General features: G+C 62.2%; 21 protein-coding genes. 8 read left to right on the top strand and 13 right to left on the bottom strand.

The window, feature by feature from the left end; all coding sequences use genetic code 11:
- Positions 1-138: 138 nt before the first annotated feature.
- A complete protein-coding gene (locus ACODTD_RS08500; RefSeq protein WP_221614432.1) occupies positions 139-1794 on the top strand; it encodes an MFS transporter in 1656 nt (551 codons plus the stop codon).
- Positions 1791-2933, top strand: a complete 1143-nt coding sequence (locus ACODTD_RS08495) for an HlyD family secretion protein (RefSeq protein ID WP_011334816.1) — start codon at positions 1791-1793, stop codon at positions 2931-2933. Before ACODTD_RS08500 ends, ACODTD_RS08495 begins: the two co-directional genes overlap by 4 nt.
- A 2-nt stretch (positions 2934-2935) precedes the next feature.
- Here the strand turns inward: ACODTD_RS08495 and copD are convergent, their stop codons facing one another.
- The 3 genes from copD to ACODTD_RS08480 are packed head-to-tail and all read right to left on the bottom strand — an operon-like array spanning position 2936 to position 4641.
- Positions 2936-3793, bottom strand: coding sequence for a copper homeostasis membrane protein CopD (gene copD / locus ACODTD_RS08490; protein ID WP_201820257.1), 858 nt, complete (start codon positions 3791-3793; stop codon positions 2936-2938).
- Between the two features lie 3 nt (positions 3794-3796).
- A complete protein-coding gene (gene copC / locus ACODTD_RS08485) occupies positions 3797-4159 on the bottom strand; it encodes a copper homeostasis periplasmic binding protein CopC (protein WP_011334814.1) in 363 nt (120 codons plus the stop codon).
- A 47-nt stretch (positions 4160-4206) separates the two neighbouring features.
- Positions 4207-4641, bottom strand: coding sequence for a GNAT family N-acetyltransferase (locus ACODTD_RS08480; RefSeq protein WP_011334813.1), 435 nt, complete (start codon positions 4639-4641; stop codon positions 4207-4209).
- Positions 4642-4787: 146 nt separating this feature from the next.
- Here ACODTD_RS08480 and ACODTD_RS08475 point away from each other — a divergent pair, with 146 nt between their 5' ends.
- Positions 4788-5408, top strand: coding sequence for a TetR/AcrR family transcriptional regulator (locus ACODTD_RS08475; RefSeq protein WP_007952885.1), 621 nt, complete (start codon positions 4788-4790; stop codon positions 5406-5408).
- Positions 5409-5532: 124 nt separating this feature from the next.
- On the opposite strand, the gene preA is transcribed toward ACODTD_RS08475, so the two are convergent.
- The 3 genes from preA to hydA form a co-directional block, all read right to left on the bottom strand.
- On the bottom strand, positions 5533-6807 hold the full coding sequence (gene preA / locus ACODTD_RS08470; protein WP_221614434.1) for an NAD-dependent dihydropyrimidine dehydrogenase subunit PreA: 1275 nt from the start codon (positions 6805-6807) through the stop codon (positions 5533-5535).
- Positions 6808-8175, bottom strand: a complete 1368-nt coding sequence (locus tag ACODTD_RS08465; protein ID WP_041475331.1) for an NAD(P)-dependent oxidoreductase — start codon at positions 8173-8175, stop codon at positions 6808-6810.
- Positions 8176-8340: 165 nt separating this feature from the next.
- On the bottom strand, positions 8341-9780 hold the full coding sequence (hydA, locus tag ACODTD_RS08460) for a dihydropyrimidinase (protein ID WP_011334810.1): 1440 nt from the start codon (positions 9778-9780) through the stop codon (positions 8341-8343).
- A gap of 621 nt (positions 9781-10401) precedes the next feature.
- Here hydA and ACODTD_RS08455 point away from each other — a divergent pair.
- The 5 genes from ACODTD_RS08455 to sigJ all read left to right on the top strand — a co-directional run bounded on the left by ACODTD_RS08455 (position 10402) and on the right by sigJ (position 15577).
- Positions 10402-11886: an NCS1 family nucleobase:cation symporter-1 gene (locus ACODTD_RS08455; protein WP_011334809.1), complete on the top strand. Its 1485-nt coding sequence runs from the start codon at positions 10402-10404 to the stop codon at positions 11884-11886.
- A 30-nt stretch (positions 11887-11916) separates the two neighbouring features.
- Positions 11917-13200 carry a Zn-dependent hydrolase gene (locus tag ACODTD_RS08450; protein WP_011334808.1) on the top strand — a complete coding sequence of 428 codons (1284 nt, stop codon included), beginning with the start codon at positions 11917-11919 and terminating at the stop codon, positions 13198-13200.
- 75 nt (positions 13201-13275) lie between these two features.
- Entirely contained in the window at positions 13276-14205 is a 930-nt protein-coding gene (locus tag ACODTD_RS08445) for a DHH family phosphoesterase (protein WP_181457881.1), read from the top strand.
- A 40-nt stretch (positions 14206-14245) separates the two neighbouring features.
- Entirely contained in the window at positions 14246-14680 is a 435-nt protein-coding gene (locus ACODTD_RS08440; protein WP_011334806.1) for a carboxymuconolactone decarboxylase family protein, read from the top strand.
- A 3-nt stretch (positions 14681-14683) separates the two neighbouring features.
- A complete protein-coding gene (gene sigJ / locus ACODTD_RS08435; RefSeq protein ID WP_285358355.1) occupies positions 14684-15577 on the top strand; it encodes an RNA polymerase sigma factor SigJ in 894 nt (297 codons plus the stop codon).
- A gap of 46 nt (positions 15578-15623) precedes the next feature.
- On the opposite strand, the gene ACODTD_RS08430 is transcribed toward sigJ, so the two are convergent.
- The 7 genes from ACODTD_RS08430 to ACODTD_RS08400 all read right to left on the bottom strand — a co-directional run bounded on the left by ACODTD_RS08430 (position 15624) and on the right by ACODTD_RS08400 (position 23481).
- Complete coding sequence (locus ACODTD_RS08430) at positions 15624-17051, bottom strand: alkaline phosphatase D family protein (RefSeq protein WP_011334804.1); 1428 nt, start codon at positions 17049-17051, stop codon at positions 15624-15626.
- A gap of 173 nt (positions 17052-17224) precedes the next feature.
- A complete protein-coding gene (locus tag ACODTD_RS08425; protein ID WP_489104725.1) occupies positions 17225-17419 on the bottom strand; it encodes a hypothetical protein in 195 nt (64 codons plus the stop codon).
- Positions 17420-17569: 150 nt separating this feature from the next.
- Positions 17570-18958 carry an amidohydrolase family protein gene (locus tag ACODTD_RS08420; protein ID WP_489104724.1) on the bottom strand — a complete coding sequence of 463 codons (1389 nt, stop codon included), beginning with the start codon at positions 18956-18958 and terminating at the stop codon, positions 17570-17572.
- 12 nt (positions 18959-18970) lie between these two features.
- Positions 18971-20326 carry a nucleobase:cation symporter-2 family protein gene (locus ACODTD_RS08415; RefSeq protein WP_489104723.1) on the bottom strand — a complete coding sequence of 452 codons (1356 nt, stop codon included), beginning with the start codon at positions 20324-20326 and terminating at the stop codon, positions 18971-18973.
- 91 nt (positions 20327-20417) lie between these two features.
- Complete coding sequence (locus ACODTD_RS08410; protein WP_489104722.1) at positions 20418-21464, bottom strand: CobW family GTP-binding protein; 1047 nt, start codon at positions 21462-21464, stop codon at positions 20418-20420.
- Positions 21461-22084 (bottom strand): UbiX family flavin prenyltransferase, encoded by a 624-nt coding sequence (locus ACODTD_RS08405; RefSeq protein WP_285358464.1) that lies wholly within the window; start codon positions 22082-22084, stop codon positions 21461-21463. Before ACODTD_RS08405 ends, ACODTD_RS08410 begins: the two co-directional genes overlap by 4 nt.
- An 11-nt stretch (positions 22085-22095) precedes the next feature.
- On the bottom strand, positions 22096-23481 hold the full coding sequence (locus ACODTD_RS08400; RefSeq protein ID WP_285358350.1) for a UbiD family decarboxylase: 1386 nt from the start codon (positions 23479-23481) through the stop codon (positions 22096-22098).
- Positions 23482-23570: the final 89 nt, after the last annotated feature.

The raw sequence follows: 23570 nt of genomic DNA, 5'->3' as shown, positions 1-23570 counted from the left end.
GGCGAGATGTCTTTTAAACAGAATTTACGAATCCACCCAAAATTCCTTTGTGGAAGCGAGCAAGCTCGCTCCCACACTGGATAGGTGTTTGGCCAGGATTTGCGGCACACTTGAGCGACTAACAGACAAGGCCTTTCAATGGATCAATACGCCCCGCGCAACTGGCAGCCGCACGAGAAGCCCAGTCTGCCCGGTTCCCCCTCGACGCCGCTGCATTCCAACCCCAAGCGCCTGGCTTATGCGCTGGTGGGCGTGCTTGTCGCGGTGACCGGTGGTCTGGGCAATGCGCTGGTGGTCGCCAACCTGCCTTACCTGCAAGGCGCGCTCGGGGCGACCACGGCGGAGATGGCCTGGCTGCCGGCGGCGTACGTGATGACCAACGTGTCGATGAACCTGCTGCTGGTGAAGTTTCGTCAGCAGTTCGGCCTGCGGGCGTTCACCGAGGTGTTTCTGGTGCTGTATGCGCTGGTGACCTTCGGCCATCTGTTTGTCAATGACCTGAATTCGGCGATCGCGGTGCGTGCAGCCCACGGCATGGTCGGCGCGGCGCTCAGTTCGCTGGGCCTGTATTACATGGTGCAGGCGTTCCCGGCCAAATGGCGGATGAAGGCGCTGGTGTTGGGCCTCGGCACCTCACAGCTGGCCTTGCCACTGGCGCGATTGTTTTCCGAAGACCTGCTGCAGATCGCCGAATGGCGCGGCCTGTACCTGTTTGAATTGGGCATGGCGTTGCTGTCGCTGGGCTGCGTCTTGTTGCTCAAACTGCCGCCGGGTGACCGCTTCAAGACCTTCGAACCCCTCGACTTCCTGACCTTTGCGATCCTTGCCAGTGGCGTGGCCCTGTTGTGCGCCGTGTTGTCCCTGGGCCGGATCGACTGGTGGCTGGAGGCCGACTGGATCGGCATCGCCTTGGCCGCATCGATTGTCCTGATTCTCGCGGGGCTGGCCATCGAACATAACCGCAGCAATCCGATGCTGATGACCCGCTGGCTCGGCAGCGGGGTAATGATCCGCCTGGCGCTGGCGGTGATCCTGATTCGCATGGTGACCTCGGAGCAATCCACCGGCGCCGTGGGCTTCATGCAGAACCTGAACATGAGCAGCCAGCAGCTTCATAGCCTGTATGTGGTGATGCTGATCGGCAGCGTCGCCGGGCTGCTGACCAGTGCGCTGACCATCGACCCGAAACACCTGCTGATGCCGCTGATCGTTTCGCTGGCGTTGATGGCCACCGGCTCGATCATGGACAGCTCATCGAGCAATCTGACCCGCCCCGGCAACCTGTATTTCAGCCAGTTCCTGCTGGCGTTCGGCAGTACCTTCTTCCTCGGCCCGACCATGGTGCTGGGCACGCGCAACGTGCTGACCAATCCGCGCAACCTCGTGAGTTTTTCGGTGTTGTTCGGGATCTGCAACAACCTCGGCGGCCTGATCGGCGCGGCGTTGCTGGGGACGTTCCAGATCGTGCGCGAGAAGTTTCATTCCAGCCACATCGTCGAGCAACTGGTGATGTCCGACCCGCGTGTCGCCGCCCGGGTGCAGAGCGGCGGGTCGGCGGTTGGCTCGCTGATTGCCGACCCGAGCCTGCGCAATCTGCAAGGCATTCGCAGCCTGGCCAACGCCGCCACCCGCGAAGCCAACGTGCTGGCCTATAACGATGTGTTCATGCTGATCGCGGTGATCGCGATCCTGACCATGATCTGGATTTCCATCCGTGCGCTGTGGCTGATCAGCACCACCCGAGCCGTCGCCCCGACATCTTCCGTACCTTCCAGCGGTGCCACCTCTTCATGACCGAACCGACCACCACAACCACCAATGCCATCGCCGCCACCCCTGAAGGCGTGGCGCCGCCGTCATCACCGAATACCGAGCCGCGGTCGTTGCGGGTGCGGATCATCTCGTCGCTGGGCTTTGCCGGGGTCGCCATCGTCGGTGTGCTGATCGTGCTCTATGCCTGGCAGTTGCCGCCGTTCAGCAGCGCGGTGGAGACCACTGAAAACGCCCTGGTGCGCGGGCAGGTGACGATCATCGGCCCGCAGCTCAGTGGCTATGTGTTTGAGGTGCCGGTACAGGACTTTCAGTTTGTGAAGGAGGGCGATTTGCTGGTACGTCTCGATGACCGCATCTATCAGCAACGCCTCGACCAGTCGCTGGCACAACTGGCGGTGCAGAAGGCTTCGCTGGCCAACGTGGTGCAGCAGCGCAACAGCGCCGAAGCCACGATAAAACTGCGGCAGGCGGTGGTGGCCGACAGCGAAGCGCAGTTGCGCAAAAGCGAGGCTGACTTGCGACGCAACAAAGCGCTGGTCAATGACGGCTCCGTGTCCAAACGCGAGATGGACGTAGCGCTGGCCGCCAACGCGCAAAGCATTGCAGCGGTGGCGCAGGCCAAGGCCAATCTGGAAATCGCCCGGCAGGATCTGCAAACGGTGATCGTCAATCGCGGTTCGCTGGAGGCGGCGGTGGCCAGTGCCGAGGCGGCGGTGCAGTTGGCGCGGATCGACTTGTCCAACACCCGGATCATCGCCCCGCGTGACGGACAGCTCGGGCAGATCGGCGTGCGCCTCGGCGCCTACGTCAACTCTGGGGCGCAGTTGATGGCGCTGGTGCCGAACCAGAAATGGGTAATCGCCAACCTCAAGGAGACCCAGATGGACAACGTGCGCGTGGGGCAGCCGGCGAGCTTCACCGTCGATGCCTTGAACCACCGTAAATTCACCGGCCACGTTCAGCACATCTCTCCGGGCACCGGTTCCGAGTTCGCGTTGTTGCAGGCCGACAACGCCACCGGCAACTTCGTGAAGATCGCCCAGCGTGTGCCGGTGCGCATTACCATCGATCCGGATCAGCAGGAGAGCGAGCGTTTGCGGCCGGGGATGTCGGTGGTGGTCAGCATTGATACGGCGGCGGGCGACACCCAGAAACACTGACCTCAGGCAGCGATCATTGGCGGCAGGGTGCCGAGCACGGACACCGCCGCCACGGCGCCGATCCCCAGCAGCCATTCGAGCATGACGCTGCGCTTGAGGGTGTCGATCCGCTGTTCGCAATCGTTGATCCGCAGGCGATTGAACAGTGCCAGTGCAAGCATGCCGAACACCAGCAGCGCCTTGATCAGCAGGATCAGGGCGAATCCCGAGAACAGCGGTGTCGGCCACCACTGGCCGGTGAGCACGCGCACGTTGATCAACCCGGTGATCAGCAGGCCGGCGACCAGCCCGTAACCGAGCCCACTGAATCGCCGCAGGATTTCGCGAATGTTTTTGTCAGGTTGGCGCAGGATCATCACCAGCATCGGCAGACCGCCGAGCCAGGCGCCGACGCACGTCAGGTGAATGACCTGATTGAGGATCAGCATCTGCCCGCTGAAGCCGTCGAGCATCGCGCCGTGTCCGACCGGTGCCAGCGTCATCAGCAACAGCGCGCTCAGGCCCAGTCGCAATGGCCGGTTTGAATGCCAAGGCGTAAACAGCAAGGCCAGCAACAAGGCGTTGATCAACAGATGCCAGCGCCAGACCTGACCGAAAAACGTGTGCCCCAGCACTAGCTCGACGGTGGCCGGATCAAACGCGGCCGCCGCCGAACCGGCCATGCTGGCGGTAATCAACAACGCCCAACAGACGCCGCTGGCCAGGGCAATTGCCACCAGCCAGCGGGACAGTTGCGCCAGCCGCCGATCCAGCGCCGGCGCTTCACCCTTGAGCAGCAGCGGCCGGAACAGCCAGGCCCCGAACAGCATCAATACCACGATGAAATGCAGGAACCGGCACAGCACCAGCGCTTCGCTCATGAATTACTGGCCAACCTTGAACTGATAGGCGCCTTCGCTCTTGTGCGTGTCGACCGACACCGCGTGCCATTCGACCTTGTACTCGCCAGCGGTCAGCGGTGCTTCGGGGGTGATGATCAGGGTTTTTTTGTCGCCTTCAGTGGTCAGCGGTTTGACCGCCACCGGCTTGCCGTCGTGGGTCACGGTGACTTTGGTGAAGCTGGCTTCGACGCCTTCGGAAAACACCAGGCGCAGATCCGCCGGTGCGGCGACGGTGCTGTCGGCGGCCGGGGTCTGGCTTTTCAGATGGGCGTGGGCGAAGGCCTGGGAAGTGACGATCAGCGAGGCTAGCAGCGCGCCAGCGGTGAACAGTTTTTTCATCGACATGGAACGATTCCTTTCAGTGAAATGGCGGGCTGAGTATAGGACGTGGATCACAGGGCTTTCAGGCGCATGTGAATGACCGGAAACGGCCGGCCTTCGCCGTCGAGTGCCGAGCGGCCGATGTCTTCGAAGCCGTAGTGCCGGTAGAAACCGTGGGCCTGCGGGTTCTGTTCATTGACGTCGACCTTCAGCAGCGGGCGGCGGACATGGTCGAGCAAGCGGCGGCCGATCCCCTGGCCACGCTGAGCCGGGTCGATGAACAGCATCTGCACGGTGTCGTCATCGGTGGCGATGAAGCCTGCCGGGGAGTGGTCGGGGTTCTCGAAGACCCAGACATCCAGTGCAGGCAGGTAGGCGTCACGGACCAGCGGGAACAGCCGGTGAATGTCGTCTTCCGGGAGGAAATCGTGGGTGGCGCGGACCGAGCGCTCCCACAGTGCGGCGAGCTGCGGATCATCCGCAGCGACGCGCTTTCGAATGGCCATGGACAGATCCTTCAGTGTCTGACGGGGAGAAGGAGGGCGATCCTAAACCAGAAAAAAGCCCAAGTGTGTGAAGAATCGTTCTCGGCTGTCGCCCCGTGCCCAGAGCGGATGCTAGTCTTCAACAACGTTGTCTTCAGGGAGCCCTCATGGGCAATCACAAGATCGAAATCCGCCGCACCAACGTCGACAAAATCCTGCTGGCGGCGGAAAAAGTCTTCGCCGAAAAAGGTTTCGGCGGCACCGCCATGGCGGACATCGCCGCTGAAGTGCAGCTGCCGCGTTCCAACCTGCATTACTACTTCTCGACCAAGAGCGAGCTGTACAGCGCGGTGCTGTTCGACCTGCTGGAAGTGTGGAAGCAGGACGCGCTGTGCTTCGAGATGTTCGACGATCCGCGCGTGGTGCTCAGCAGCTACATCCGCGCCAAGATGAACCACTCGCGCAGCCGGCCTTACGGGTCGAAAGTCTGGGCCAACGAAATCATCCACGGCGCCCCGACCCTCGGCGAGGCGCTGGATGTGAGCCTGTATGACTGGGCGAAGATGAAAGAGGCGAAGATCCGCCAGTGGGTCGAGGACAAGCGGATTCTGCCGGTGGAGCCGTCGAGCCTGCTGTACATGATCTGGGCCTCGACGCAGCACTATGCGGACTTTGATCATCAGGTGAATATTCTGAATGAGCACCAGCCGTTGTCGGACATGCAGTTCGAGCGGGCGGTGCAGACGGTGACGAGTGTGATTTTGCGAGGGATCGGATTAGAACCGTAACTGATCGTTCCCACGCTCTGCGTGGGAATGCCTCAAGGGACGCTCCGCGTTCCAGTGGGACGCAGAGCGTCCCGGGCTGCATTCCCACGCGGACGGTTCGACGCCTCGACGTGGGAACGATCATTCAAGGGCTGACGTGATAGGGATTGCGCGGATCATGATTCCAGTCCAGAAACGGCTTGCCCGTTTCCATCGGCACCATCTCGATGCAGTCCGCCACCGGACAGGTGATCTGGCACAGATTGCACCCCACACACTCATCATCGATCACTTCATATTTATGCGTGCCATCGGCCTGTTTCAGACTGCTGATCGCCTGGTGTGAAGTGTCTTCGCAGGCAATGTGGCAACGCCCGCATCCGATACACGCTTCCTGATCGATCTTCGCGATGACCTGATAGTTGATGTCCAAATACTTCCAGTCCGTGGTGTTGCCCACCGCGCGCCCGGAAAACTCGGCAATGCTGGCGTAACCCTGACTGTCCATCCACCGCGACAGGCCATCCTTCATCTCATCGACAATCCGGAAGCCGTGCAGCATCGCCGCCGTGCACACTTGCACCGCGCCGCTGCCCAGTGCGATGAACTCCGCCGCGTCACGCCAGCTGCCAATGCCGCCAATGCCGCAGATCGGCAGGCCCTGGGTCTGCGGGTCACGGGCGATTTCCGCGACCATGTTCAGCGCGATCGGCTTGACCGCCGAGCCGCAATAACCGCCGTGGGTGCTTTTGCTGCCGACGGTGGGCAGGGCGACCATGTGTTCGAGGTCGACGCTGGTGATCGAGTTGATGGTGTTGATCAGCGACACCGCATCGGCGCCGCCCCGGTGTGCGGCGCGGGCGGCGACGCGGATGTCGGTGATGTTCGGTGTGAGTTTGACGATCACCGGCAGCGAGCAATAGGTCTTGCACCAGCGCGTAACCTGCTCGACGTACTCCGGCACCTGACCGACCGCCGCGCCCATGCCGCGCTCGGGCATGCCGTGGGGGCAGCCGAAATTCAGTTCGATGCCATCGGCGCCGGTGGCTTCCACCAGTGGCAGGATGTGTTTCCACGACTCTTCGACGCACGGCACCATCAGCGACACGATCAGCGCGCGATCCGGCCAGTCCTTTTTCACCTGGGTGATTTCCCGCAGGTTGATTTCCAGCGAGCGGTCGGTGATCAGTTCGATGTTGTTGATGCCCATCACTTCGCGGTTGGCGCCGTAATGCGCCGAATAACGCGACGACACGTTGACCGCCGCCGGGTCTTCACCCAGGGTTTTCCAGACCACGCCGCCCCAGCCGGCCTCGAAGGCGCGCACCACGTTGTAGGCCTTGTCGGTCGGCGGCGCGGAGGCCAGCCAGAACGGGTTGGGGGCTTTGATACCGGCGAAGACTATCGAGAGATCGGCCATTTACGCAGCCTCCACGTTGAGCATCAGTTGAGCGTTGATCGCCTCGGCGGCGCGCTTGCCGTGTTGCACCGCTTGCACGGTCAGGTCCTGATCGAGGCTGGTGCAGTCGCCGCCTGCGTACACGCCGGGGATGCTGGTGCGCAGGTTTTCATCGACCTGGATGCGTTCGCCCTGACGCTTGAGTTCGCGGGCCAGCGGGTCGGCGAGGGCGCTGCCGTCGAAGGCCTGGCCGATGGCTTTGAAGATCGCATCGGCGGCCAGCTCGAAAGTCTCGCCCGTGGTTTGCAGGCGACCGTCCACCAGATGCGTACGGGCGAAACGCATGCCACGAACCTTGCCTTGCGCGTCGAGCAGCACTTCGTCCGGTTGCGCCCATGTCAGCAACCGCACCTGATTGGCCTTGGCGATGTCCTGCTCATGGCCGGTGGCGCCCATGTCTGCCGCGCCACGGCGATAGACCAGATTGACGTCGCGGGCGCCGAGGCGGGCCATTTGCACGGCCATGTCGATGGCGGTATTGCCGGCACCGAGGACGATGCAACGTTCGGCCAGCGGCAGTTGCGACAGGTCATCGGCCTGGCGCAGTTCGCGGATGTAGTCGGTGGCGGCGAGCAGGCCGGGGGCGTCTTCGTGGGGCAGGCCGAGTTGCTTGCTCGCGTTCAGGCCGAGGCCGAGGAACACCGCGTCGAACTGTTGATGCAGTTCGCTGAGGGTCAGATTCTCACCGAGTTTCTGGCCGTGACGGATTTCGATGCCGCCGATCTGCAGGAGGAAATCCAGCTCCTTCTGCGCGTAGTCATCCACCAGTTTGTATTTGGCGATCCCGTATTCGTTGAGCCCGCCAGCCTTCTCCCGTGCTTCGAAAATCACCACCTCGTGACCGTGCATGGCGCTGCGATGCGCGCAGGACAAACCCGCCGGGCCGGCACCGACCACCGCGATGCGTTTGCCGGTTGCGGCGGCGCGCTGGAACGGATGCTCGGTAAAGTTCGCGTTGTCCACGGCGTAGCGCTGCAGCAGGCCGATCAGTACCGGTGCGCATTCGTGGGCGTTGTTGCGCACGCAGGCTTGCTGGCAGAGGATTTCGGTCGGACAGACCCGCGCGCAACTGCCGCCGAGGATGTTCGCCGAGAGGATTTTCTGCGCCGCGCCGGGCACGTTGTCCTGATGGATATTGCGGATGAACGACGGAATGTCGATCTCGCTCGGGCATGCATTCACGCACGGCGCGTCGTAGCAATACAGGCAGCGCGAGGCTTCCAGATGCGCCTGACGGTCGTTGAGCGGTGGCGCCAGATCGGTGAAATGGCCGGCGAGGGCGGCCGCACTTTCTTGCGGGTGCGGGAGATGGTTCAGGGTCTCGATCACGGTTTTTGCCTCACGGTTAATTGAGGTTTTCTGCCTCTGTCGGGCAGTGGTTTTTTGTGGTGTCTGAACTGGCCTCATCGCTGGCAAGCCAGCTCCCACAGGGATCTACGGCGCGCATAAAACCTGTGGGAGCGGGCTTGCCCGCGATGAGGCCGAAGGCCGCTTTCAGCGTTTCACAGCAGTAGGCTTATGTTGCTCAGCCCGCTTGCTCAGCAAATCAAACACCGCCGGATACGCCGGCCGTTCGATATACCGGCCCGCCCCACGCTCGGCGCGCAGGTCACCGTCGGCCCAGACCACCCGGCCCTGGCTGACGGTATGGCTCGGCACACCGGTCACGGTCTTGCCTTCGAAGATGTTGAAGTCCACCTGCTGATGGTGGGTCTTGGCGGAGATGGTGCGGGTGCCTTGCGGGTCCCACAGCACCAGGTCGGCATCGGCGCCGACGCGGATCGCGCCCTTGCGCGGGTAGAGGTTGAAGATCTTTGCAGTGTTGGTGGAGGTGAGGGCGACGAAGTCCTGCATCGACAATCGCCCCGAATTCACCCCTTCATCCCACAACACCGCCATGCGGTCTTCGATGCCGGCAGTGCCGTTGGGGATCTTGCTGAAGTCGTCGCGGCCGGCGGCTTTCTGCTCGGCGCAGAAGCAGCAATGGTCGGTGGCGGTGGTGTGCAGATTGCCGCTCTGCAAACCATGCCACAGCGCATCCTGATGCCCGCGCGGACGGAACGGCGGGCTCATCACATAACCGGCGGCGGTCTGCCAGTCCGGATGCTGATAGACACTGTCGTCCAGCAGCAGATGCCCGGCCAGCACTTCGCCGTAAACCGGTTGGCCCTTGCTGCGGGCATAGGTGATTTCGTCGAGGGCTTCCTTGGTCGAGACGTGCACCAGGTACAGCGGCGTGCCGATGGTTTCAGCGATCCGGATTGCCCGGCTCGCGGCTTCGCCTTCGACCTGCGAGGGCCGCGACAGCGGATGCGCTTCCGGCCCGGTGATGCCCTGGGCCATCAACTTGCGTTGCAGGTGATAGACCAGCTCGCCGTTTTCTGCGTGCACGGTCGGCACCGCGCCGAGTTCCAGGCAGCGCTCGAAGCTCGCCACCAGCGTGTCGTCGGCGGCCATGATCGCGTTCTTGTAAGCCATGAAATGCTTGAAGCTGTTGATCCCGTGATGGCTGACCAGCTCGGCCATTTCCTCACGCACCTGCTCACTCCACCAGGTAATCGCGACGTGGAAGCCGTAGTCGGACGCGGATTTTTCCGCCCAGCCACGCCACTGGTGAAACGCTTCGAGCAGTGACTGCTGCGGATTGGGAATCACGAAATCGATGATCGAAGTGGTGCCTCCGGCCAGGCCTGCGGCGGTGCCGCTGTAGAAGTCTTCGCTGGCCACGGTGCCCATGAACGGGAGTTGCATGTGGGTGTGCGGATCGATGCCGCCGGGCATCAGGTATTGTCCGCTGCCGTCGAGCACTTCGGCGCCGGCGGGAATATCCAGGTTTTCACCAATGGCTTTGATCACGCCGTCAGCGCAATAGACATCGGCGCGGTAACTTTCATCATGGGTAACAATGGTGGCGCCACGGATCAACAGAGACATTCCGAGTTCCTCGCAGGCATGACCGACTTGTGTCGGTTCTAGTGTTTTATTGTCTGCAGCGCCAAATGCGTAATCTTGTCAGCGCTGTCAGGAATAGACGCTAGTCGCAGTTAAGCAATTGATCAAGATTATTTTTTATAAGCTTATGACTGTTTTAAGTCGTTGAAAAATAACGATAAAAATACAAAATCACCAAAATGGTGAGGCGCTTCACCATTTTGACGCACTTGACAGGATGGAAATATGAGCAAGATTTCCTATGTGAAATCAGCCGCTTGAAGTTGAGCGGAGAGTGAGGCGTCCTGAAGAAAAATAATGCAGTGCACCAGATTGAGTCCTGACAGTTCGGACAACTTGCCTGGCATTTGGCCTGAGTGTTCAGTCAAGTTTTCGCGGCCTGAACAGGTGAATAATTAAAACTGATAAACATCAGTCAGTTACAACAAGATCAAAGCACGGCCCTGGCGCCAGGCGGTTCCCCCGGCACGTTTATTGATGCCGCCGCTGACACCATGGCCGGTGCATGAAAGTTGTCAGTTCCTCCGGCCATCGTCCGGCTCGCACCTGCGTGTGCAGCCGCCTGATGAGCAAAAAAATAATCAGAAGAACAGTGGAGCGGCCATGCAACAGAACAGATCGCAAGTGACCGAGCGCGACGGCTTGTTCGAACTCGAAGCCGGCAGCGACGTCCTCGACAGTCCCCGTTACAACCACGACATGGCACCGACCAAGGTGCGCGAACGAACCTGGAATAAGTGGCACATCACCGCGCTGTGGGTCGGCATGTCGATCTGCGTGCCGACCTACACCCTCGGCGGCGTGCTCACCGCGTATTTCGGCCTGAGCGTCGGCGAAGCCTTGCTGGCGATTCTGTTTGCCAACGTCATCGTCCTGATTCCTCTCACGCTCAATGCGTTTCCCGGCACCAAGTACGGGATTCCGTTTCCGGTGCTGCTGCGATCGTCGTTCGGGATTCTCGGCTCCAACGTGCCGTGCCTGATCCGGGCGCTGGTGGCGTGCGGCTGGTTCGGCATTCAGACCATGTTCGGCGGGCTGGCGATTCACCTGTTTCTCGGGTCGGTGTTCGACGGCTGGAAATCCCTCGGCGGGACGGGGGAGGTGATCGGTTTCATGGTCTTCTGGGCGCTCAACCTGTGGGTGGTGATCCGCGGCGCCGAGTCGATCAAATGGCTGGAAACCCTGTCGGCACCGCTGCTGGTGGCGGTCGGCATCGGGCTGTTGGTGTGGGCCATGCCGAATGTGTCGATGACTGAATTGCTGGCGATTCCGCCGAAGCGTCCCGAAGGTGCGAGCGTGGTCAGTTACTTCGCCGCCGGGCTGACGGCGATGGTCGGTTTCTGGGCCACCCTGTCGCTGAACATTCCCGACTTCAGCCGCTATGCCCGCAGCCAGAAGGATCAGATCCTCGGGCAGATTTTCGGTCTGCCGCTGACCATGTTCCTGTTTGCCGCACTGGGCGTGGTGATGACCGCCGCTTCGGTGAAACTGGTGGGCGTCAGCGTCTCCGATCCGGTGACGTTGATCGGCCATATCCAGAGCCCGGTGTGGGTCGCGGTGGCCATGGCGCTGATCATCATCGCCACGCTGTCGACCAACACCGCCGCCAACATTGTTTCGCCAACCAACGACTTCCAGAACATCGCGCCCAAGGTGATCAACCGTACCAAAGCGGTAATCCTCACCGGGTTCGTCGGGCTGGCACTGATGGGCCATGAGCTGCTGAAGAAGCTCGGCCTGATCGTCTCCGATGTCAGTCTGGAAACCGTGTATTCGAACTGGCTGCTGGGCTATTCCAGCCTGCTCGGGCCGATTGCCGGGATCATGGTGGTGGACTATTTCCTGATCAAGAAACAGCAACTGGACCTGGCCGGCCTGTACCGCGACGACGTGTACCCGGCGTGGAACTGGTCCGGGTTCATCGCCTTCGGCGTGCCGGTGGTGCTGACCCTGCTGTCGCTGGGCAGCAGCGCATTCAGCTGGTTCTACAGCTACGGCTGGTTCACCGGCTCGGCGCTGGGCGGGTTGATCTATTACGGGTTGTGCGCGATGCGTGCGCAGCCGGTGGCCGTCAAATCGCCGTTGTAATTCCCATAAGAACTGCCTGAGGAGATCCCCATGAACGCAGCCGTAGACGTTCTGCAATCGACCCATCAGCACATCAACCGCGACCGTTTGTGGGCGTCGCTCATGGAACTGGCCAAACTCGGCGCGACGGTCAAGGGCGGAGTCTGTCGCCTGGCCCTGACCGACCTCGACCGCCAGGCCCGTGACCTGTTCGTGCAGTGGTGCAAGGACGCCGGTTGCAGCGTCACGGTCGATGAAGTCGGCAACATCTTCGCCCGTCGCCCCGGGCGTAACCCGAACCTGCCACCGGTGATGACCGGCAGCCACATCGACACCCAGCCCACCGGTGGCAAGTTCGACGGTTGCTTCGGCGTGCTGGCCGGGGTCGAAGTGCTGCGCACTCTCAACGACCTCGGCGTGGAAACCGAGGCACCGCTGGAAGTGGTGGTCTGGACCAACGAAGAAGGCTCGCGCTTCGCCCCATGCATGATGGGCTCCGGCGTGTTCGCCGAAAAATTCACCCTCGAAGAAACCCTGGCCAAGGTCGATGCCGACGGCGTGACGGTCGGCGAAGCGCTGAACGCCATCGGCTACGCCGGGCCGCGCAAGGTCAGCGGGCACAAGGTCGGCGCCTATTTCGAAGCGCACATCGAACAAGGACCGATCCTTGAGGACGAACAGAAAACCATCGGCGTAGTGCTCGGCGCTCTGGGGCAGAAGTGGTTCGACCTGAAACTGCGCGGTGTCGAAGCCCACGCCGGCCCGACCCCGATGCACCTGCGCAAGGACGCACTGGTCGGCGCTGCGGTGATCGTCGGCGCGGTCAATCGCGCGGCGCTCGGCCATCAACCCCACGCTTGCGGCACGGTCGGTTGCCTGCAAGCCTATCCGGGTTCGCGCAACGTCATCCCCGGCGAAGTGCGCATGACTCTCGACTTCCGGCATCTGGAGCCGGCGCGTCTCGACTCGATGATCGCCGAGGTCAGGCAAGTTATCGAAGCCACCTGCGAGGAGCACGGCTTGACCTATGAACTGACCCCGACTGCCGACTTCCCGCCGCTGTACTTTGAAAAAGGCTGTGTCGAAGCCGTGCGCGGCGCCGCCAAAGGTCTGGGCCTGTCGCATATGGATATCGTCAGCGGCGCTGGCCATGACGCAATCTTCCTCGCCGAACTGGGCCCGGCCGGGATGATCTTCGTGCCGTGCGAAGGCGGCATCAGCCATAACGAAATCGAAAACGCCGCGCCGGACGATCTGGCGGCCGGGTGTGCGGTGTTGCTGCGGGCGATGCTGGCAGCTTCTGCGGCGGTGGCCGGGGGACAACGCGCTGCCTGACGTTCATTAATCGTTCATGAAAATGTGCGACGTTGCCGCCCCTGAAAAGGAAGTCAGGGACGCGTAATGTCGCCCATCAAAGTCATCACCTCAGGCTCGGCGTATCTGGACATCGACGCCTACGCCTGCTGCATCGCCTACGCCGAACTGCTCAACCTGCAGGGCATTTCGGCCCGCGCCGTCAGCAGCGCAAAACCCAATGCCAGCGTTTCGACAACCGTGCTCGGCTGGGGCGCTGTTTTGCACGACTACCGCCCGACATCCAGCGATGAGTTTGTGCTGGTCGACGTATCCGATTACCACTATTTCGACCCAATGGTCGCGCTCGATCGGGTGGTGGAAGTCATCGACCATCATCCGGGCTTCGAACAGCATTGGGCACAGACACTCGGATCTGCCGCCGACATCCGCCCGATCGGCGCGGCGGCGACGCAGGTTTTCCAGCGCTGGAAAGCCGCAGGATGGCTGTCGAGGATCAGCGAACAAAGCGCCGCGCTGCTGGCCACGGCGATTCTGGACAACACGCTGAATTTCACCGGGCAGATGACCACGACAGCGGACATCGACGCCTATGCCGAGCTCGCACCCCACGGGAAACTCACAGCGGACTGGCCCGGGCAATACTTCCTCGAATGTCAGACCGCTATCGAATCTGACATCTGCGCAGCACTGGCAGCAGACTTGAAAAGGATGAAACCCGACAGCCTCCTGCCGCAGGTCTTCGCTCAAATGACGGTCTGGGACGCCGATGCCTTGCTCGAAAGGCATCGCTCGACGATCAACGACTGGATGGCCGGGCAGGGCGATGACTGGCTGCTGAACCTCATCAGCATCCGCGACCAAAAAAGCTGTCTGCTGGCCAAACCCTTGGTCTCCCAGCAGAAGCTGAGCCATTTGTTATCACTTGAATGGCACGCTGGAATGGCCGTTATAGAGCCATCAATGCTGCGCAAGGAACTGCTGAAGCTTTCTTTACAGACCCCACGTCACAAACCCGAAAGCTGAATCGTCATCCCGTTGAATCCCTCAAACACGGAGCAACGCGATGTCGTCCAATACCCAAGCCGTCAACCTGCAACAGGCCATGCCGCAAGTGTTCGAAAGCCTGACCCAGGTGCATGTCAGCCTCAACGACCACGACTTGCCGCCGTCGCTGCGGCACCTGATTCACCTGCGTGCCTCGCAGATCAACCAGTGCGGTTTCTGCGTAAAAATGCACACCCGCGAGGCGCGCGAAGCCGATGAAAGCAACGAGCGTCTGGATCGCTTGATCGTCTGGCGCCACGTCAACGATTTCACTGCCGCCGAACAAGCGGCGCTGGCCTGGACCGAAGCCCTGACGGTGCTCGATCCGCACGCCGACTACGCACCGTTGCGCGGCGCCCTGCGCGAACATTTCAACGACGCGCAGATCGCTGCCTTGACGGCGGAAATCGGCATGATCAACCTGTGGAACCGTTTGCAGGTGTCGAGGCACTGATCGATGAACTTCGCTGAAAAAACCGTCGCTGTGTTCGAACAGCGACGACCCTTTCTGCTGGGGCTGGCGTATCGCATTCTCGGTTCCCGCGCGGAAGCCGAGGATGCGGTGCAAGAGCTGTTCATCAAATGGCTGGAGGCCGATCAGGCCTCCATCACCACACCGGCCGCGTGGCTGACCACCGCTTGCACCCGCCACTGCATCGACCTGTTGCGCTCGGCGCACAAGTCCCGTGTCGATTACATGGGCACTTGGTTGCCGGAGCCGATTCACACCACCCACCACGAATCGCCTGAACACATGCATGAACTCGCCGCGTCGCTGTCCACCGCGTTCCTGCTGATGCTCGAACGGCTGACGCCCAAGGAGCGGGCGGCGTACCTGCTGCATGAAATTTTCGATTTCGATTACTCGCAGGTCGCTGAAACCCTCGGCATTCAGGAAGCCGCGTGCCGCAAACTGGTGTCCCGGGCCAAGGCAAGCATCGGTGGCGAGCAGATCCGTTTTCAGCCGGAGCCGGCGCGCCAGTCGCAGTTGCTGGATGCCTTTCATTCGGCCATCGCCAGCGGCTCGACCAACGCCCTCAGTGCGCTGCTGAGCGAAGACGTCGAACTCTGCGCCGACAGCGGCGGCAAGGCGTCGGCGATCCGCGAAACCTTGTTCGGCCAGAAGCATGTGCTGGACTTCATTGGCCAATCGCTGCACGCCTACTGGCAGGCGCAGGAGTGGCTGCCGGTCGAGATCAATGGCGCGCAGGGCGTAGTGATCAAGGCCGACGGCCTCATCACTGCTTCGATGACGTTCGGGTTCAATCAGGCGGGGCAGGTGAACCGGATTTTCATCATGCGTAACCCGCAGAAACTGGCCGGGTTGCCGACTACCTTGAACCTGCAATGAAACGCCGAGACGTGCCGGGTGCGTTCGCCCCGGCACGCGTCCGGTCCTAGAACTTGAAGACGCCGGGGTAGTCTTCCTGCGGCTCGCCCTTGCGGTCATAGATGCGTGCCTGGCCGATCTTGCCTTTCCTGCTCGCGTCTACCGAAACGGTGACAAAGCTCTCTTCACCGATAAAGCCTTCGCCTTCGTAGCGATACTCTATGCGGTCGCGCATGCGGCGGGTGCCATCGCTCCACTGCATGAACTCGAGTGTCCGGCCGCCGTAGAAGTTGCTGCGATTTTCATGGGGATAGGGCCAGTAGAAGGGCGAGGCGACCAGTGAGGTCAGCCCGAACGTCGGGTCCTGGTAGCAACGCATGCCGGCGAAGCAGCTGTTGTGCACGTCGCCGGACAACACGACGACATTGCTGATCTTCTCGACCCGGATGAACTCCAGAATGATGCTGCGCTCCTCCGGAAAGCCCACCCACTTGTCGTCTCCGGATTTCGGATCGGGGAAGAACGGCACGCTCGAGACCACAAAGATCATCGGCGCCCCCCGATGCTCACTCAGCCACGTCAGGAACGCATTGAGCTGTTCGCGCCCCAGCACCGAGCGCGGTTCGATCGACGACGGCTCACGGATACGCTGGGTTCGGGTGTCCATCACGAAAAACGGAAAGGCACCTTTCTGGAAGGTGTACCAGTACTGGCCCTTGGGCGTCGCCGGGTTGTGCAAATGCTGGTAGGACTCATAACCACGCATCGCACTGACGTAAAAGCCTTTGCCGACATCGTCGAGTTTCTCTCGCGACCAGTCGTCGCGGATCTCGTGATCGTCAAGGATCATGTAGGTCGGGATCCGGTTCATCATCTGCCGGATCCAGGGCAGGCCGAAGGCCTGACGATAGATGTCGAACATTTCTTCAAGCGTGCTGTACTGGCGCAGCGCATTCAGCGGATCGAGATACACCTGGTCGCCGATCATCAGCGTCAGGTCGAAAGGTTTCTGCGAATGTTTTTCGACAATCGAGCGGAATGTCTTGTCGCCTTTTTCCGCATCACTCTGAAAGACGTTGTCCCAGTACAGATAACGGCACGAGCCGAATACAAAGTTCAGCGTGCCGTCAGCGGGTGCCCGGTCGGTGGTGAACGTCCCTTCGACGGATTCTTCCGCACGGTTGAGCGGGCGGACGGGTTTGTCGTCCCTGACCAGTCGGGTGACCTCCAGTTCATCGCTGACGTAGGTCGTGTTGCAGACCACGCGATAGGCCGTGGCGGGTTTCAGTTCACTGAGTTCTACCGCACCGGTGAAGTCATAGTAGTCACGCAGGAAACAGCGGCACGACGTGACCCAGGTCTTGCCCTTGAATACATCGATCAGGCCGACACAAAACCGCTTCGCCTCCTTGTCATCATTAGCTTCCCCGCGTATCCAGATTTTTGCCGACGTGTCCGTGGTGTGCCCGATGATCGGGCCCAATGTGATCGTCATGTCCCTGCTCCAGTGAGTGATGGGCTATCCGATTTCTCCATAGGTTCAGGAAAACCCGCGAGGTTTTCCTGAAACGACCCAATGGCTGGAGTGGCAGACCTGATCATTCAGAGGAGTAAGTCCGGACTCCATGGCTGGCAGTGTAGACAAGGTGTGGCGGCCGGATGGCGGCCTTAACGGGAAGTCTTGTCCTGGCGTCGATCCGGTCCGTCAGGGTTGCCAACATCCAGCAACCGTCGTTCCGCCATGACTTTCTCAAGCGCCTGGCGTTCGGCCGGCGCCATCTGGTGCTCGCGCTTTTTCAGCTCCAGCAGGATGGGGCTGGACCAGGTGCGATAGGTCTGTTCGATGAGGCGGCTGGATGTCATCAGTCTCTCCTTGATCAAGAGCCCGGTGTAACTGGCAGGGGCTCAATCCGATGAGGTACTAACGTTAGTCGACAAAACCGCGGGGCGCTAATGCCGTCGGTGGGAGCTGGCGAGGCGAATCGTCGCACCGCCGCTCCCACCGGTCATCCATCAATCGTCGACCTTCATCATCGCCTGCACACCCTCCCAGGCCTCGGCCCGCATCCGCTCGATATCCAGCCCCGGAATCACGCCGTTGTCGACGACGATCCGCCCACCCACCAGGCTGTATTTCACGGCAATCGGTTCACCCGCGACAACCGGTGCGACGGCGCTGTCGTGGAAGCCGTAGAACCGTGGATGGTCGAGGCTGTAGATCACCAGATCAGCCGCTTGACCAACCTCCAACGTGCCGACCGCGCCGAGCCCGAGCACTTGTGCGCCGCCGGCCGTGCCCCAGTGAATGACGTCTTCGGCGGTGGTGGCCGAGGCGCCTTGTTCGGCGCGGTGGATCAGCCAGGCGGTGTTGGCTTCGCCGACCATGCTTCCGGATTCGTTGGAGGCCACGCCGTCGACGCCGAGGGAGATCGGCACGCCGGCTTCATACATCTGCGGGATCGGCGCGACGCCGCTGCCCAGTCGTGCGTTGCTCACCGGGCAATGGGAGACGCCGGTGCCGGTCTGGGCGAGCATGCGGATTTCCTCCGGTTGCAGGTGCACGGCGTGGGCGAACCAGACGTCCGGGCCGAGCCATTCGTGTTCGGCGACGAATTCCACCGGCAGGCAGTTGTACTTGTCGCGGCAGAAATTTACGTAGTTCTGGGTTTCAGACAGGTGCGTGTGCAAGCGTAGCCCCATGCCTCGTGCGGTGTGTGCCAGTTCGCGCAGCAGCGTTGGCGGCAGCGAGAAGGTCGGTGTGGTCGGCGCCACCACCACCCGACGCAGTGCATCCGGGGTGTCCTGGTGGTAGCGCGATTTCAGCCGTTCTATGTCGCCGACCATTTGCTCCAGGGATTCCGGTTGCAGCGCGGTTTTCGAGAAGCCTGGATGCGCGCTGGCCGACTCCAGTGCCCCGCCACGGCAGAGCACGAAACGCAGGCCGAATTCCTCGGCGAGGTCGAACAGCAAGTCGCCGGTCTCGGTGCTGCCGTGGGCGTGATAGAGGTAGTGGTGATCGGCACAGGTGGTGACGCCGGACAGCAGCAGCTCGACCATCCCCAGCCGTGCGGCGATCCGCGCCAGTTGCGGGGTGAAGCGGTTCAGGCGCGGATAAGGCACGCTCCCCAGCCAGCCTTGCAGGTCCTGATTCAAGCCTTCGGGCACGGCTTTGAGCAGGTTCTGGAACAGGTGATGGTGGGTGTTGATCCAGCCCGGGTAGACCACCGAATTTCGCGCGTCGATCACTCGTTCACCGGGTTGCGGCTCAAGGTTGGCGGCCATTTCCGCGATCCGGCCGTTGACCACGCGGATGTCCACGGCAACGGCCCGGGCACGGGGGCCGCGCAGGCCGGTCATCACCGCGACCGGGTGCTTGATCAGGATGTTTTGAAGTTGAGTCATGGGCAGCTCCCGTCAGAGGATGTGCGAGGCGGATTTGCCGGCTGTGGTTTCTGGCACGCTGACGCCATTGAGCGCCGCGTTGAGCAGCACCGACACCAGGCAGGCGATGACCACGCTGCTGTGCAGGAACGGCTGTGACCACTCGGGCAGTTGTTTGAACAGGGGCGGGGCGAGCACCGGCACCAGGGCGGCGGCGATGGTGAAACCGACGATCAGCACGTTGTAGCGATTGCGCTCGTAATCGACCTTGGCCAGGGTCTGGATGCCCGCTGCCGCGACCACGCCGAACATCGCGATACCGGCACCGCCCAGCGCAGCAGTTGGCATCGAAGCGATGATCGCCCCGGCCTTCGGCACCAGCGCAATCGAGCACATCAACAGTCCGCTGATCGCCACCACCCAACGGCTGCGCACGCCGGTCAGGATCACCAGCCCGACGTTCTCCATGAAGGCAATGAACGGAAACGCGGCGAACATCCCGGCGATGGTGCTGGCCAGGCCGTTGGCGCGCAGGCCATTGATGACCTGTTTGTCTTCCACCGGTTTGTCGACAATGTCTCCAATGGCCACAAACAGCCCCATGGACTCGACCATCTGCACGATCATCACCACGACCATGGTGGCGATGGGGATCAGGCTGAAAGTCGGCAGGCCGAAGTAGAACGGGTAGGGCACGGTCAGCCACGGCGCGTCCTCGACGCTGTGAAAGTTGCCCATGCCCAGACCGTAAGCCAGACCGGCGCCCACCAGCATCCCCACCAGCACCGCCATGTTGCGCAGCAACGGGCTGCCATAACGGTTGACCAGCAGGATGGTCAGCAACACCACCACGGCCACGGCGAGAAACGCCGGCGCGCCGAAATTGCTCGCGTTGCGCCCGCCGCCGACCCACTCATAGGCAATCGGGAACAGCTGCAGACCGATCACCGTGACGATGCAGCCAGTTACCACCGGCGGGAAAAACCGTCGCAAGCGGCCCACGAACGGCGCGATCAGCATGGTGAAAATCCCCGCGCCGATCACCGCCCCGCAGACCCCGGCGAATCCCACCTCCGGGTTGCTGCCGATGGCGATCACCGGCCCGACGCTGCTGAACGCCACGCCTTGCAGAATCGGCAGGCGTACGCCGAACTTCCAGAAACCGACGGTCTGCAACAGGGTGGCGATGCCGGAGCAGAACAGCGTGGTGCTGATCAGCACCACCGTGTCGGCGTGGGACATCTTCAAGGCACTGGCTACAATCAACGGCACGGCGATGGCACCGATGTACGAGACGGCCATGTGCTGCAGGCCGAGGGTGAGCATCTGTCGCACCGGCAAGACGCGGTCGACAGGGTGGACGGTGGAGGAGGAACTGGCTGACGACATGTGGAATCACCTCTAGCTGTTGTTATTCGGTACAGAGGGGTATTCGTTCTGTGTGCCCGGAACCGCCATCCACCGGCTCCGATGCCGGGTTTCAGCCGGCCAGGCAGGCGGCGAAGCCCTGGTTCAGCGCCGCCCGATCCAGGTCGCGGCCGATGAACACGATCTTGCTCGAGCGCGGCTCGCTGCCCCACGCGGTCGAGGCGCGGAACTCCACCAGGCTGTGTACGCCTTGCAACACATAGCGCTGGTCTTCGTTGGCCACCGCCAGCACGCCTTTCATGCGGTACAGGTTGTCGGCCTGAGCACTGCGCAACTCGCTGATCCAGCGGTGGAACGCCATCAGGTTGACGGCGCCGTCCACAGCGATGCCCACGGACGAAACGCTCGGATCGTGCTCGTGATCCGGCTCGTCGTGGTCATGGTGCTCGTGATGGTCGGGGTGATCAGGTTCAGCGCCGATTTCCATCAGCTTCTGCGTGCATTCGAAGGCGCCGATGCCGAGGATTTTCGACAGGTCGATTTGTGCGTGGGTCGAGGTCACCAGATCCGCCGTGGCGTTCAATCCACGGATTTTGCCGCGCAGGGTTTCCACCTCTTCAGCGCTGACCAGATCGACCTTGTTGATGACGATGCGGTCGGCGCAGACGATCTGATCCACCGCCTGATTGTCGACGCCGTCCAGTTGCAGGTCTTCCAGGTGCTGGGCGATGTGCTTGGCATCGACCATGGTCACAATCGCGTCGAGTTCGACTTCCTCGGCGATCGGGTCGTTGATGAAAAAGCTCTGGGCCACCGGGTACGGGTCGGCGAGGCCGCTGGTTTCGATCAGGATGTGGTCGAGCCGTACCGGACGCGCCACCAGTTCGCGGACGATGCGCACCAGATCTTCGCGGACTTCGGCGGTGCAGCAGACGCAGCCGTTGACCATTTCGTAGATCTCTTCGGTCTCGGAGCTGAGCACCAGATCGCCGTCGATGCCGACTTCACCGAACTCGTTTTCGATTACCGCGATCTTGCGGCCGTGGTTCTCCTTGAGGATGTAATTGAGCAGGGTGGTTTTGCCGGCACCGAGGAACCCGGTGAGGATGGTGACCGGGATTTTGGTGTTCGGGGTCGGGGCGTTGAAGGGGGTGTTCATGTGAGGCTCCTTGGTATTGATAGACCGGTGCACGATGAAGGGGAGTGAGGCTGGATTTGGCTCGGGGCCGGGGTTTCACCCCAGCGCAGCGCGACGCCGGCATCGAGGCCGAACAGGTCGAGGACGCGGCCGAGGCTGTGGTCGATCATTTGCGCCAGGCTGTCGGGGCGGGCGTAGAAGGCCGGCGCCGGCGGGGCGATGATCCCGCCCATCTCGGTGACGGCAGTCATGTTGCGCAGGTGGGCGAGGGTCAGCGGCGTTTCGCGGGCCATCAGCACCAGGGTGCGGCGCTCCTTGAGGGTGACGTCGGCGGCGCGGCCGATCAGCCCCGATGACGTGCCGGTGGCGATCTCCGCCAGCGTCCTCATTGAACACGGCGCAACCACCATGCCCAGGCAACGGAACGAACCGCTGGCGATCCCGGCGGCCACGTCATCGGCGCGGTGATAGTGGCTGGCGAGAGCGGTGACGTCCGCCAGTTTGTAGTCGGTTTCGTGGGCCATGGTCAGCAGCGCGGCGCGGCTGATGATCAGGTGGCTTTCGATGTTCAGCTCCGCCAGCAACTCCAGCAGGCGCACGCCGTAGATGAAGCCGGACGCGCCGCTGATGCCGACCACCATCTGCTGACGGTTCACGATGGCAGACCTTCAAGCAGTTGCCTGGCGCGTTCGAGTACGTCCTGATCGAGCTGCGCCTTGATCCCGTCGAACGCCGAGCCGCGCGTGGCATCCAGACCCATGCGCGAGGTGGTGCCATTGACCGAGGACGACGGATCCAGGGGGCTGCCGGGCAAACCGTCGATGGTGAAAATGTCGAGGTGCGGCTGGAAATGCGTGGCCAGCGCCCACAACACCTGGCTGTCGTCGGTGAGGTCGATGTCGCTGTCCACCGCGATCACGGTTTTCAGGTACGGATCCCAGCCGAGCAGGGCCAGCATGATCTGCCGCGCCTCGCCGTCGCGGCTTTGATCCAGCGCCACGTAGCAATGAAAATGCGTGCCGGAGTTCGGGTAATGCACGGCGGTGACGGCGGGGAAGCGTGCCTTGAGCTTCTCGCTCATCTCCGCTTCGCGTGGCAGCCGCGCCAGGGTCAGGTGCTCGGCGTAACGCCCGCCCATTACGTCCACCAGCCACGCGTCCTTGCGCCGCAACAAGGTGTCGACGCGCAACACGTTGTTGGTAGAGCGATCCGAGGAATAACCGCTGAACTCGCCGAACGGGCCTTCTTCGGCATAGGCCGTCGGGTCTATCGCGCCCTCCAGCACGAATTCGGCGTAAGCCGGGACGCCGATGCCGTAGCGCGGGGTCTTGACCAGTTCCAGCGGCGCACCGAACAGCCCGCCGGCCACTGCGCGTTCATCGCTGCCGTAGGGCAAACGTGCAGCGGCGGCGAGCATGAAAAGCGGATGCGCGCCGACCACCATGGCCACGCGCAATTCTTCACCGCGTTCGCGGGCGGTCTGCAACATCCGCCACAGGTGCCCGCGCGAGTGCAGGCTGGTGGCCAGGGCCTGACGCGCATGACGCATCGAGCGGTGGTAGCTCATGTTGGCGATGCCGGTCTGCGGGTCCTCGGCGATGATGATCGCGTTGGTGATGTAGGGACCGCGATCACTGTCGAAATGCTTGAGCATCGGCAGCAGCGCCAGGTCCAGGGTTTCGCCTTCGAAGACTTCGTCGAGCACCGGGCCGGTTTCGACGTAGCGTGGCGCGATCGGCTGGTTGGCGCGGATCTGAAAGGTTTCGTGCAGCTGCGCGGCGCTGACGCCGAACAGCCGGGCGATACGCCGGCGGGAGGCGAACAGATTGGTCGCCACCGGCACGCCGAGGTTGCCGACGTTTTCGCAGATCAGCAGCGGATCGCGGCCCTGGGCGGCGAGGGCATCGACCAGAGCGGTGACGTCCTGATCGGCAGAAAGGGGTTGGGTGACGGTCAGCACATCGTCCGGGTACTGGCGGCGATAGGCGTCGATGAATACGTGAAAATCCTGAGAGTCGCCGAGCGTCGAACGGGTCATGGTTTCACCTCGTAAAAAGCAGGCGCGCAGGGGTGAGGCTGGCGTTCGATCGACAAGCCGTTGGCCTGCCGGTCGAGCGAACGCCGGAT

The organism is Pseudomonas sp. FG35, from assembly GCF_057809295.1.
This window is presented reverse-complemented; position numbering and strand designations above follow the sequence as displayed.